This window comes from Actinomycetospora lutea (assembly GCF_028737205.1).
GTDB lineage: Bacteria > Actinomycetota > Actinomycetes > Mycobacteriales > Pseudonocardiaceae > Actinomycetospora > Actinomycetospora lutea.
Genome location: NZ_JAQZAL010000045.1, coordinates 25,421 through 37,168, shown reverse-complemented (window position 1 = coordinate 37,168; position 11,748 = coordinate 25,421). Strand labels below are relative to the sequence as shown.

Below are 11,748 nucleotides of genomic sequence, written 5' to 3'. Positions count from 1 at the left end.
GGTCAGGGCCGGTGAGGGTCAGGGCCGGTGAGGGTCAGGGCCGGTGAGGGTCAGGCCGACGCCGGCACGCCCTCGCGCGCCCGGCCCTGCGACGCCGCGCGGTGGCGCACGAGCATCCGGCGCCCCACGAGCACCCCGGCCCCGGCGACGAGCATCGCGAGCGCGGCGACCACCCACGCCGTCGCGAACGACATCCCGGTCGCGAGCAGGCCGAAGCCGACCGGACCGAGGCAGCCGCCGGCGTACACCCCGACCTGCACGATGGCCGTCGCCGCCGCCGGCGCGGTCGGGTTGAGGCGCACGACCGCGAACTGCAGCAGGCCCGGCCACGACCAGCCGAGCCCGAAGCCGAGCACCGTCCCGACGACGAGGGCCACCGAGCCCGGCACGGCGAGCAGCACGACGCCCGCGGCCCCGAGGACCAGGCAGCCCGCGACCACCACGATGTGCCCGCCGCGGCGCCGGTCGGCGAGCCAGCCGTGGACCATGCGCATCACCACGGCGACCACGCTGCCCAGCGTCAGCACGAGGCCCGCGAGCCCCGGGGCGACGCCGGAGTCGACCGCCGAGGCGACGAGGAAGATGCTCAGGCCCGTCGAGCTCGCCGCGCCGAGCCCGGCCGCGACCCCGATCACCGCGAGCGCGCCGGTCGCGCGCTCGGCGCTGCTGTCGGCGGAGCGCTCGCCGCGCCCCGAGCCCCGCGGCGCCACGGCGAGCGCGGCGAGGGCGAGGCCGGTCCCGATCACGTAGGCCCAGCGCCAGCCGATGGTCAGGCCGACGGTCGGCACGGCGAGGCCCGCGAGCAGGGTCGCCAGCGGGACGCACGCCTGCTTGACCCCGAACGAGAGCCCGAGGCGCCCGGGCGGCATGGCGCGGGCGAGGGTGAGGTTGGTGGCGAGCTGGCCCATGACGTTGGTCCACGCCCCGACGAGCACGAGCACCACGACCGCGGTGAAGCTCTGGCCCAGCACGGCGGTCAGCAGCATCGCCACGGAGGCGCCGACGAGGCCGATGCGGCTGGTCAGCCGCGAGCCGAGCTTCTCGACCAGCTTCCCGACCGGCAGCGACACCAGGGCCGACACCCCGAAGTACGCCGAGACGACGAGGCCCAGGGCGGCCGGGTCGAACCCGAGGTCGGCGCCGATCTGCACGGACAGGGCGCCCAGGAGGAACACCGGGAGCACGGTGGCGGTCGTGATCGCGACGGCCCCCGCCCCGGTCCGCAGCGCCGTGTGCTCGCTCATCGTTGTCAACGCTAACCGAATTCGCCGGGCGGAGGGGACGTTCGTGACGCGCGCTCCTCCAGATAGCGCTTCTCGGCCTGGTTGAGCGCGCCGGGGGCGGCGCGCCGGTAGTGCTCGCGGGCGCCGGCGGGGTCGCCGAGACGCTCGAGGAGGTGGGCGCGCACGGCGTCGGGGCGGTGGCTGCGGCGCAGGCGGGGGTCGTCGGCGACGGTGTCGAGGACGTCGAGCCCGGCCCGCGGCCCCTGCGCCATGCCGACCGCGACCGCGCGGTTGAGGGTGACCACGGGGTTGTCCGACCGCGCCGCGAGCAGGTCGTAGAGGATCACGATCTGCGCCCAGTCGGTGTCGGCGTCGGTCGGGGCCTCCGCGTGCACGGCGGCGATCGCGGCCTGCAGCTGGTACGGGCCGAGCGGGCCGGTGGCGAGGGCGCGCTCGAGGAGCCCGGTGGCCTCCGCGATCGCGTCGTGGTCCCAGCGCGCCCGGTCCTGCTCGGCGGTCGCCAGCATCCGCCCGTCCGGCCCGACCCGGGCGTCGCGGCGGGCGTCGGTGAGCAGCATCAGCGCGAGCAGCCCGGTGATCTCCGCGTCGTCGGGCAGCAGGCGGTGCAGCCGGCGCACGAGCCGGATCGCCTCGGCGGTGAGGTCGACGCGGGTCAGGGACGGCCCCGCGGTGGCCGTGTAGCCCTCGTCGAAGACCACGTAGAGGACGTGCAGGGCGGAGGCGAGGCGGGCGTCGCGGTCGGCGCCCGGGGGCGCGAAGCCGGCGTCGGCGATCGTGGCCTTCGCCCGGCTGATGCGCTGGGCCATCGTCGCCTCGGGGACGAGGAACGCGCGGGCGATCTCGCTGGTGCGCAGCCCGCCGACCGCGCGCAGGGTCAGCGCGATCCGGCTGGGCTCGGAGAGCGCGGGGTGGGCGCAGAGCAGCAGCAGCTCGAGCGTGTCGTCGGCGGGGTCGGTGCCGGTGCCGGTGTCGGTGTCGGTGTCGGACAGCGCCTCCTCGGCCCGCTCCCGGGCCGCGAGCGCGTCCTCGCGCCGGCGGCGCGCCTGCTCGGTGCGCTGCAGGTCGGTGAGCCGGCGCCCGGCGACGGTGACCAGCCAGCCGACCGGCTCGTCCGGGACGCCGTCGCGCGGCCAGGCCGTGGCGGCGGCGAGCAGCGCCTCCTGGACCGCGTCCTCACAGAGGGCGAACTGCCCGTGCCTCCGCACCAGCGCGCCGAGGACCTGCGGCGCGCTGCGGCGCAGCAGGTCCTCGACGGCGCTCCCGGTCACGGGGTGTCCGGCTCCGCGAGCCCGTAGCCGGCGGTGAAGATCACCGGACGGACCTCGACGGGCAACCGGTCGGTGCCCGGGATCATCGCGGCGAGCTCGTGCGCGCGCTCCGCGCTCTCGCAGTCCACGACGTAGAAGCCGCCCATGTACTCCTTGGCCTCCAGGAACGGGCCGTCGGTGACGGTGACCGCGCCCGGCCGGCCGCGGACCACGGCGCTCTGCGACGGGTCGGCCAGCGCGTGGGTCCCGACCATCTCCCCCGTCGCCGTGATCGTCTCCACGAACCCCTCCTGCCCGCCGGCGATCTCGGCGCGCTCGGCCTCGGAGAGCGACTCCCAGACCTCGGGGTTCATCTGGATGATCAGCAGGTACTTCATGGCTCCTCCTCGGTGGGTGTGGGAGCAGGTCGGGGCGGGGTGCGCGCTGCTCGACATCCTGGCGATGTGACCGTGGTCACGCCGGAGCGGTGTCGAGGCGCCCGCGCGGGCTCCGACTCGTGGCCATGACTTCCTCCGTGATCACCCGCCGGTCACCGTGGTGGGGGCTGGCGGTGCTCGCCCTGCCCACGCTGCTGAGCGCGGTCGACATCAACGTGCTGTTCCTGGCCCTGCCCCACCTGACCCGCGACCTCGGGGCGTCGGCGGTCGAGCAGCTCTGGATCACCGACGTCTACGGGTTCCTGGTCGCCGGGCTCGTCATCACCATGGGCACGCTGGGCGACCGCGTCGGGCACCGCCGGCTGCTGTTCACCGGCGCGGCGGTCTTCGCGGTGACGTCGGTCGGCGCGGCGTTCGCGCCCGACCCGACGGCGCTCATCGGCCTGCGCGCCCTGCTCGGGATCGCCGGCGCCACGCTCATGCCCGCGACCCTCGCGCTGATCACCGCCCTGTTCGCCGACGGCGGGCGGCGCGGCGTGGCCATCGCGATCTGGGCGACGTGCCAGTTCGCGGGCGCCGCGCTCGGGCCGGTGGTGGGCGGGGTGCTGCTCGGGCGCTTCTGGTGGGGCAGCGTGTTCCTGCTGGCCGTCCCCGTGATGCTCGTGCTGCTCGCCGCCGGGCCGTTCGTGCTGCCCGGGGGCACCGGGGAGGGGTCGGGGCGGCTCGACCCCGCGAGCGTCGCGCTCTCGCTGCTCGCGGTGCTCCCGGTGGTGTGGGGGGTCAAGGTCGCGGCCACGGGCACCGCACCCCCGGGGCTCGGCGTCGCCGCGGTCGTCGCCGGCGTCGGGATCGGGGTGGTGTTCGTGCGCCGGCAGCTGCGCCTCGAGCGCCCGCTGCTGGACCTCGCCCTGTTCCGGCTGCGGCGGGTCACGGTGCTGCTCGGCGCGCTCGTCGGCGCCGGCGTCGCGATGGCGGGCACCGGCATGCTCGTCACCCAGTACCTGCAGACGGTGCTCGGTCTCTCCCCCGTCGCGGCGGCGCTGTGGTTCGCGCCGATGGGGCTCGGCGTCGCGGCCGGGACCCTGCTCACGCCGGTGCTCGTGCGGCGGGTGCGCCCGCACGCCGCGGTCGCGGGCGGGCTGGTGCTCGCCGCGGTCGGTGCCCTGCTGCTCGTGCTCACGCCGTCCGAGGGCGGCGGCCCGGTCGCGGTCGGCGCGGTCACGGTGCTCGCGCTCGGGACCGGCCCGCTGTTCGCCCGGGGCATCGGGGCCGTCGTCGGCGCGGTCCCGCCGTCGCGGGCGGGGGCGGCGGCCTCGCTGGCGGAGACCGGCAACTACCTGGGCGGTGCGCTCGGGCTCGCCCTGCTCGGCACGCTGGCCGCGGCGTCGTACCGCGCGGCGATGAGCGGCGCGGACGGCCCCGCGCGGGAGACGGTCAGCGGGGCGACCGCCGCCGCGACGGCACTCCCGGCGCCGCAGGCCGCCGAGCTCCTGGGGGACGCGCACGCGGCCTTCACCGGCAGCGTGCATCTGGTCGGCGTCGTCGCGGCGGCGCTGTTCGCCCTGCTCGCGGCGGCGACGTCACGGATCACGCTCGAGACGTGATCTCCGCGCCGTGATGTCCGGGCCGTGATCCCGGGGCGGGGGTCTCAGAGAGCCTGGACCGAGTCCGCCTGCGGGCCCTTCTGGCCCTGGCTCCACTCGAAGGTGACCCGCTGGTTCTCCTCGAGGGAGCGGAAGCCGCCGCCCTGGATCGCGGAGTAGTGGACGAAGATGTCCTTGCCCCCGTCGTCCGGCGCGATGAAGCCGAACCCCTTCTCGGCGTTGAACCACTTGACGGTGCCGTCAGCCATGAATCCTCTTTCGGTGATGGTGCATCTGTGCGAGCGAGTGACATCGACTGATCCACGAGGCTCGAGCACAGCGAGGAAAAGAAGACAGCAACGCGGGGGCGACGGTAACAGAGCGCCGATCGGGCGGTCCTCGGCTCAGACCGCGGCGGTCCCGATCAGCCCCTTACGGGTCACCAGCGCGGCGAGCTCCTCCTCCGACCGGTCCTCGGTCCCGGGGGGTCGACGGGGCAGCACCAGGTAGCGCGACTCCGCGCTCGCGTCCCACACCGTGATCCGCGTCGAGGCGGGCAGCTCGACGCCGAACTCCCGCAGGACCGCGCGGGGTTCGCGCACCACCTGCGACCGGTACGCCTCGCTCTTGTACCAGCCCGGCGACGGGCCGAGCAGCGCGATCGGGTAGCAGGAGCACAGCGTGCAGACGATGACGTGGTGCTCGTCGGCGTCGTTCGCGACCACCGTCAGCTTCTGCTCCTGCAGGGCCCCGCCCATCGAGAACCCGAGCTCGGCGATCGCGGCGTTGCCGTCGGCGAGCAGGCGCTCCCGGAACGCCGGGTCGACCCACGCCCGCGCCACCACCGCCGCCCCGTTCGCCGGCGTCCCGCCCGCGGCGAGGGCGTCGATCCGCTCGTCGATCTCGTCCGGCTCGAGCAGCCCGCGGCCCTCGAGCAGCGCCTCGACGTGCCGCACCCGGGCCGCGACCGGGGAACTCGCGTGGTCACCGCTCACGATGCGCTCCCGTCGGGTTCGAGGTAGTCCTCCCAGAGCTCGACGACCACGGCGTGGTCGCCGGCGCCGAACAGGTCGCTCGCGGCGAACCGCACGTGGTAGACCGCGCGCGGGTCGGAGGCGAGGCCGCGGGCGCGCTCGTCGGCGAGCGGGTGGTGACCGGCGGTCGAGACGATCTCGCCGCGCGCGCCCCGCGCGTAGCGGGGCAGCCGGGTGTGGCCCGGCGGGTCGGCGATGCGGGTGCGGACCCGGTCGCCCGGGGCGAACCGGTCGTCGGGGCGGTCAGTCACCGGCCAGCTCCTCGGGGGTGGCGACGCCCTTCTCGGCGAGCAGCGTGGTGATCGCGCGGAACCACTTCTCGTAGTACGACGCGGCCAGGTACTCCCCCGGCGGGATGCGCTCGATCGCGTCGCGGAACTCGTCGAGGTTGTAGACGCCCCGGCCCAGCAGCGCGCCGTTGAGCGCGACGACGTGCGCCTCCCAGTCGGCGTGGAACCGCGGCTCGTCGGGCTCCTCGACGACGGGCGGGAAGCCCACCATGCCGCCCACGTCGTTGATCCGGCTCACGAGGAGTTCCTACCGCCGCGGACGGGTCCGGGGCCAGGGCTTGCACCCACGGCACTCTCGGAAGATCGGACCGGCGAGCCCGGACGGGTCCGCGCCACCCCGGCTCGGCGAGGGGCACGCTTCCCATGATCAGCGTGGCGGCTCGCCTGCCGAGGGTGCCGCTCGCGGGCGGCCGCCGGAGCCGCGGGAGCGCTCCCCCGATCTGCGCTCCCCCGATCTGTGCGCCCTTGACGCCGTCGCCCGCCGCGCTCTGAGGTGGGGGCATGACGACGGGGGCGATCACCGGCCGGGGCATGACGCTCAGCGACATCGCGGCCCGGTGGGCGCGGGTGACGCCGGGGGCCGAGTTCCTCGTCGACGCCGGCACCGGGCAGCGGCGGACCTACGCCGACGCCGACGACCGCATCACCCGGCTGGCGAACGCGCTGGTCGCCGCGGGCGTCGGGCCGGGCGACCGGGTCGCGGTGCTCGGCCTGAACTCCGTCGAGCTGCTCGAGACCTACATCGCGGTGCTGCGCGCCGGCGCGATCTGCGTGCCGGTCAACTTCCGGCTCGTCGCGACGGAGGTCGCGTACGCGCTGGTCGACTCCGGCGCCGTCGTCGCCGTGGCCGACACCGCCACCGAGGCGCTGCTGCGCGACGCGCTGCCCGACGCGCCCGGCGTCCGGCGGACGATCACCATCGGCGGCGACCTCGAGGACGTCCTCGCCGCGGCCGACCCCGCCTACCGCGAGCTCGCCGTCCCGGACGACGCCACCGCGTTCATCATGTACACCTCGGGCACGACCGGGGCGCCGAAGGGCGCGATGCTCACGCACCGCAACCTGTTCCTGCACGCGTTCTCGTCGACGATGCACCTCGGCGGACCGGGCGGGCCGGGCGTCTGGCTCTCGGGCACCCCGCTCTTCCACATCGCGGGCGTGGCGGGCTTCCTCCCGTCGCTGTTCGCCGGCGGCACCACCGTCATCCCGCCGTCGACCGGCTTCGACCCCGAGGAGGCGCTCGCCACCCTGGAGCGCGAGCGCGTGACCTCGTGCTTCTTCGTGCCCGCGCAGTGGGCGGCGATCTGCGAGCGGGTCCCGGCCCGCGAGCGCGACCTCTCCGCGCTGCGCAAGTGCGGGTGGGGCGCGGCGCCGGCCTCGACCGCGCTGCTCCGCACGATGATCGCGAGCTTCCCCGACGCCGAGATCGTCACCTCGTTCGGCCAGACCGAGTGCAGCCCGGTCACGACGACGCTGCGTGGCGAGGACGCGGTCCGCAAGATCGGTTCCGTGGGCACCCCGATGATCAACGTCGAGGTCCGGGTGGTGGACGACGACATGCAGGACGTCGCCCCGGGCGAGGTCGGCGAGATCGTCTACCGCGGCCCGCTGGTGATGTCGGGCTACTGGAACAAGCCCGCGGAGACCGCCGAGGCGTTCCGCGGTGGCTGGTTCCACTCGGGCGACCTCGTGCGCCAGGACCCGGACGGCTACTACTACGTCGTCGACCGGAAGAAGGACATGATCATTTCGGGCGGCGAGAACATCTACTGCGCCGAGGTCGAGAACGTCCTGGCCGGGCACCCACAGGTCGCCGACGTCGCCCTCATCGGCGTCGCCGACCCGCGGTGGGGCGAGACCCCGCTCGCCGTGATCGTCCCGCGGGATCCGGCCGACCCCCCGTCCCCCGACGCCATCGACGAGCACTGCCGCGAGCACCTCGCCCGCTACAAGCGCCCGCGCCGCATCGCACTGGTCGAGCAGCTCCCCCGCAACGCCACCGGCAAGGTGCAGAAGACGGTCCTGCGCGACCGGGACCGGGCGGGGACGCTCGCCTCCGCCGCCGTCTCCTGAGTCGCGGTCAGCCCTCGCGCTTCGGCGCGGACTCGTCGATGAGCCACTGGGCGACGTCCACGAGCTTGATGTTGGTGTCCTGCGAGCTGCGCACGAGGCGCTGGAAGGCCTCGTCGTCACCGATGCCGAAGCGCTCCATGAGGATGCCCTTGGCCGTGCCGATCACGCCGCGCGAGGCGACCGCGCGGTCGAGCTGGGCGACGCGCTGGGCCCCGCGCAGCGCGAGACCGGCCTGGTTCGCGAACAGGGCGCCGAGGATGCGGTCGTCCTCGCCGAAGGCGTGCTTGCGGTGGCTGAACAGGTTCAGCGAGCCGGCGCGCTTGCCCTCGCTGAACAGCTGGAACGACAGGGAGCTGTGCACGTCGCGGTCGAGGGCGGCGCGGGCGAAGTGCGGCCAGCGCTCGAGATCGTCGGCGAAGTCCTGGACGACGACGAGCTCCTCGTCGTAGATCGACGCCACGCACGGGCCCTCGTTGTGCTCCGCCTGGATCTCGTCGAGCTGGTTGACGACCTCGTCGGTCGTGGCCGGCGAGGTGATCTTGCCGCGGCCCTCGAGGAGGAGCACGCCGGCGAGGTCGGTGGCCGGCGAGGTGTCGACGGCCGACGTGAGGATGAGCTGCAGCGTCTCCTCGACGCTCGTCGCGGCGGCGAACCGCCGTCCGGTGGCCAGGAAGTCGCGCAGCCGTTCGTCCTGCTCGGTGAACACGTCCTGGTACCTACCCACCTCGGGGAGCACTCCACTCCCCGGACGGCCTCACAGCGGGGCACCGGTGGGCAGGCTCATGGTCATCCGCACCGTCGTGCCGGCGGTCGGGTCGCTGTGCACCTGCACGAGGTCGCAGAGCTGGTGGACCAGGCGCAGCCCGTAGCCCCGCCCGTCCGCGAGGCTGCCGGGGTGGCGCCCGACGAGGGGGTCGGCGATCCACCCGCTGTCCTGCACCTCGCACACGACCGCGGCCGGCTCGACCGCCCCGCCCTCGCGCGTCCACACCGTCAGCAGCCCGGGGCGTCCGGTGTGCACGATGGTGTTGACCGCGGTCTCGTGGGCGGCGAGGCACAGGTCGGCGGTCCGCTCGGGCGGGAGGCCGGCGCGCACCGCGTGCTCGGCCACCGCCCGGCGGACGGTGCGCGGTCCGGTCGGCGCGTCGAACACGAGCGTCTCGACGAGCTCGCAGTCCTCCTCGGCCAACGGCCCGCTCACCCACTGCGCGAGCTCCGCGGGGTCCGCGTAGCGCGTGCTCGCGGTGGTCACGCCGCCCTCGACGAGCACGGGGTGGGTCCGCTGCGCGTCCGCGAGGACGGCGGGCGCCAGCGCGCCGGTGTCGTACGGGCAGAGCACGGTGGCCGGCAGGTCGCCGAGCGCGGTGTTGATGAGGGCCTCGTGCTGGACGGCCGCCGCGTACTCGGCCGGGGTGCGCCCCGCCCAGATCGGCTCGCCGATGATGCGCACGCGCCCGGCGCCGGCGTGCTCGTCGACGAACGCGCGCAGCACCCCGGCGATGATCCGTCCCGGGTTGCGGCCCGCGACCGTCATGTCGTGCAGCGTCACGTCCGCGGCCGCCGGACCGAGCGCGTCCGCCACGAGATCGAGCCGGGACGGCGGCGCGGCCATCATCACCGGCTCCCCGGCCTCGATCCCCTCGCGCAGGAACGGGACCGTGCCCGCCACGTACGAGGCGTCGTCGGCGTAGAAGAGGGCGGGGTGGACGAGCCCGCCGACGTCGTGTGCGGCCGTCAGCGTGGTCACCTCCGCGCGATCGCTGTCCGTTCGGCCAGGACATGATGCCGACCCGCGCGACGAAACGCTGCATCTCCGCGCGAGGAAACCGGTGAGCGGTACCGCCGAACAGGTCAGTCGATGCTCCCGACGTCCCAGGACGTCCCGAGAACGGCGTACGACGGGGCTATCCACGCCTGACACGGCCCGCGCCGGTGGACGCGACGGCGGGAGGTCAGTCGGCTGCTCCGTAGCGCAGGCTCAGCGCGACGGCCCCCGCGTCGGTGACCGTCAGGACGGTGAGGCGGTCGAACTCCGTCGCGCGGATCGGGCTGACCGGGTCGCCGACCAGGGCGACGACCAGGGCGGGCACGGTGTTGCTGTGCCCGGCGACGAGGACCGTCGCGCCGAGATCCCCGCCGCGCACGGCCTCGGTGAGGTCCGCGGGGTGGTCCTCGACGAGCGGCACCAGACCGGGCCGCTCGTCGAGGACCGGAGCGACCGTCTCCCGCGTGCGCCGCAGGCTCGACACGACCACCGTGTCGACGACGAGGTCGCGGACGACGTGGGCGAGCGCGGCGGCGCGACGCCGCCCGGCCGGACTGAGCGAGGGATCGCCGCCGGCCTCCGGTGCGGCGACGTCGGCGTGCCGGACGGCGACGACGGTGATCACTGTCGTCGGGTCCCGCTCAGAGGGACGTCGGGATCGCGGCCGGCCGCAGTCCGCAGTCGTCCAGCGAGCGGCGGAAGAGCTGGGCGGTGCGCGGCAGCAGATCGATACGACGCCAGGCGAAGCACTCCCTGATGATCTTGCCGTGTTCGCCGGCGGCGATCGCGCGGTCGGCGGCGACGAGCCCGGCGAAGACGTCGTGATAGGTCATGAAGTCGGGCGAGAGCCTCGACCACGTCGCCGCGAGGAGCTTGCCCATCTGGTCGCGCGCCTTCAACAGCGACGCCTTGAACTCCTCCTCGTTGCCCTCGTAGGCCGCAGCGAACTCCTGCGCGATGGCCCGGAGGTCCCCGGGACCCGCCGGGGTGTTCGTCGAGCGCTCGCGGAGCTCGGCGGAGATGAGCTTGTGGTCCACGAGGTCCTGCTGGAAGAGCTCGACCATGGTGTCGAAGATGGCGCCGGTGAGCGGCAGGGAGCGCTCGTGCGGTTCCGCGCCGACGTCGCTCATGCGCTTCGCGTTGAGCGCGACGCGGATCTGCCGCGCGTCGGAGAGCTCGCCGACGCGGTCGAGGCCGTTGACGGTGAGCAGGTTGCCCTTCGTCTCGGCGAGCAGCTTGTCGACGAAGGTGTCGAAGTGCAGGAGCGCCACGATGGCGGTCAGGTCGCCGGCGGACTCGTGGAACCCCCCGTAGTCGATTCCCCGGTCGCTCGGGTTCTGCGGTACGCCGACCTGCGAGAAGATGATGCTGTGCCCGAGCTCGTGGGCGAGGACGTCGAAGTTCTCGCAGTAGGGCCGGTCGTGGTCGATCGTGCCGTTCGGGGTGCGGCCGAAACCGAACTCGAGGAATCCGAAGCCCGACTGCGCGTTGTCCCACTCGATGAGCGGGATCATCTCGAGGCGGGCGAAGGCTGCCTCGAAGTGCCACGGGATCTCGTGACCGAAGTAGTCCTCCCAGATGTCGAGGACGCGACGGACGGTGGCGTACATGGTGGCCGGCGCGAAGTCGCGCGAGTCGGGATTGAGGTGCGTGAAGTGACCGTCGGACCCGGCCGTGACGGGCGGGTGCACCTCGCCGTCGAACGGCGGGCCACCGAGACCCGACTCGTACGGCAGCTTGAACTTCGCGTCGACGACGTACATGCGCTCGTCGGCGGGACCGGGGAGGATCGTCGCGGGCGGGGTCGAGACGGTGACCGTCTCGGGCTCCGGGAACAGCGGTGCGCCGCTCGACGTCAGGAAGCGCGGCTGCGGGAACAACAAGAACTTCGTCCCCTCGGCAGCGAGCCGTTTGTCCAGTTCGATCGACATGGCGATCCCCTCCGTGGATGAATACCTCCGTCGGAGAGGATGCGCGCACTCGGCCGTCGAATCCAGGACCGGAACCGATACGTGACCGGGCGATTCCGCTCGTGTCCGCGCCATCGCCCAGGGTCATCAATTCTTTCATTGCTCGCGAGGATGAAAGTCGATCTCGGAATTCTCGGCCACGAA

General features: G+C 74.1%; 13 protein-coding genes. 2 read left to right on the top strand and 11 right to left on the bottom strand.

Annotated elements, in window-relative coordinates; translation table 11 throughout:
• Positions 1-50: 50 nt before the first annotated feature.
• Genes PHK61_RS29920 through PHK61_RS29910 form a run of 3 tightly spaced genes read right to left on the bottom strand, consistent with a single transcriptional unit; the run spans position 51 to position 2,889 of the window.
• Positions 51-1,244 carry an MFS transporter gene (locus PHK61_RS29920; protein ID WP_274284685.1) on the bottom strand — a complete coding sequence of 398 codons (1,194 nt, stop codon included), beginning with the start codon at positions 1,242-1,244 and terminating at the stop codon, positions 51-53.
• Positions 1,245-1,255: 11 nt separating this feature from the next.
• A complete protein-coding gene (locus tag PHK61_RS29915; RefSeq protein WP_274284684.1) occupies positions 1,256-2,512 on the bottom strand; it encodes an RNA polymerase sigma factor in 1,257 nt (418 codons plus the stop codon).
• The gene (locus tag PHK61_RS29910) at positions 2,509-2,889 is read right to left on the bottom strand and encodes a YciI family protein (protein ID WP_274284683.1); all 381 of its coding nucleotides are present in this window, start codon (positions 2,887-2,889) and stop codon (positions 2,509-2,511) included. Before PHK61_RS29910 ends, PHK61_RS29915 begins: the two co-directional genes overlap by 4 nt.
• 125 nt (positions 2,890-3,014) lie before the next feature.
• Here PHK61_RS29910 and PHK61_RS29905 point away from each other — a divergent pair, with 125 nt between their 5' ends.
• On the top strand, positions 3,015-4,493 hold the full coding sequence (locus PHK61_RS29905; RefSeq protein ID WP_274284682.1) for an MFS transporter: 1,479 nt from the start codon (positions 3,015-3,017) through the stop codon (positions 4,491-4,493).
• A gap of 44 nt (positions 4,494-4,537) precedes the next feature.
• On the opposite strand, the gene PHK61_RS29900 is transcribed toward PHK61_RS29905, so the two are convergent.
• The 4 genes from PHK61_RS29900 to PHK61_RS29885 form a co-directional block, all read right to left on the bottom strand.
• Positions 4,538-4,741 (bottom strand): cold-shock protein, encoded by a 204-nt coding sequence (locus tag PHK61_RS29900; protein ID WP_274284681.1) that lies wholly within the window; start codon positions 4,739-4,741, stop codon positions 4,538-4,540.
• A 135-nt stretch (positions 4,742-4,876) separates the two neighbouring features.
• Positions 4,877-5,467 (bottom strand): nitrile hydratase subunit alpha, encoded by a 591-nt coding sequence (locus tag PHK61_RS29895; RefSeq protein ID WP_274284680.1) that lies wholly within the window; start codon positions 5,465-5,467, stop codon positions 4,877-4,879.
• Positions 5,464-5,757 carry an SH3-like domain-containing protein gene (locus PHK61_RS29890; protein WP_274284679.1) on the bottom strand — a complete coding sequence of 98 codons (294 nt, stop codon included), beginning with the start codon at positions 5,755-5,757 and terminating at the stop codon, positions 5,464-5,466. Before PHK61_RS29890 ends, PHK61_RS29895 begins: the two co-directional genes overlap by 4 nt.
• Positions 5,750-6,034 carry an SH3-like domain-containing protein gene (locus tag PHK61_RS29885; RefSeq protein ID WP_274284678.1) on the bottom strand — a complete coding sequence of 95 codons (285 nt, stop codon included), beginning with the start codon at positions 6,032-6,034 and terminating at the stop codon, positions 5,750-5,752. The genes PHK61_RS29890 and PHK61_RS29885 overlap by 8 nt, the downstream gene beginning before the upstream one ends.
• A gap of 263 nt (positions 6,035-6,297) precedes the next feature.
• Here PHK61_RS29885 and PHK61_RS29880 point away from each other — a divergent pair, with 263 nt between their 5' ends.
• A complete protein-coding gene (locus PHK61_RS29880; protein ID WP_274284677.1) occupies positions 6,298-7,869 on the top strand; it encodes a long-chain-fatty-acid--CoA ligase in 1,572 nt (523 codons plus the stop codon).
• 7 nt (positions 7,870-7,876) lie between these two features.
• Here the strand turns inward: PHK61_RS29880 and PHK61_RS29875 are convergent, their stop codons facing one another.
• From PHK61_RS29875 to PHK61_RS29860, 4 genes are all read right to left on the bottom strand, one after another.
• The gene (locus PHK61_RS29875) at positions 7,877-8,593 is read right to left on the bottom strand and encodes a GAF and ANTAR domain-containing protein (RefSeq protein ID WP_274284676.1); all 717 of its coding nucleotides are present in this window, start codon (positions 8,591-8,593) and stop codon (positions 7,877-7,879) included.
• Between the two features lie 30 nt (positions 8,594-8,623).
• A complete protein-coding gene (locus PHK61_RS29870) occupies positions 8,624-9,616 on the bottom strand; it encodes a sensor histidine kinase (protein WP_274284675.1) in 993 nt (330 codons plus the stop codon).
• A 205-nt stretch (positions 9,617-9,821) separates the two neighbouring features.
• On the bottom strand, positions 9,822-10,259 hold the full coding sequence (locus PHK61_RS29865; protein ID WP_274284674.1) for a phosphoglycerate mutase family protein: 438 nt from the start codon (positions 10,257-10,259) through the stop codon (positions 9,822-9,824).
• Positions 10,260-10,275: 16 nt separating this feature from the next.
• The gene (locus PHK61_RS29860; protein ID WP_274284673.1) at positions 10,276-11,565 is read right to left on the bottom strand and encodes a gluzincin family metallopeptidase; all 1,290 of its coding nucleotides are present in this window, start codon (positions 11,563-11,565) and stop codon (positions 10,276-10,278) included.
• Positions 11,566-11,748 lie beyond the last annotated feature (183 nt).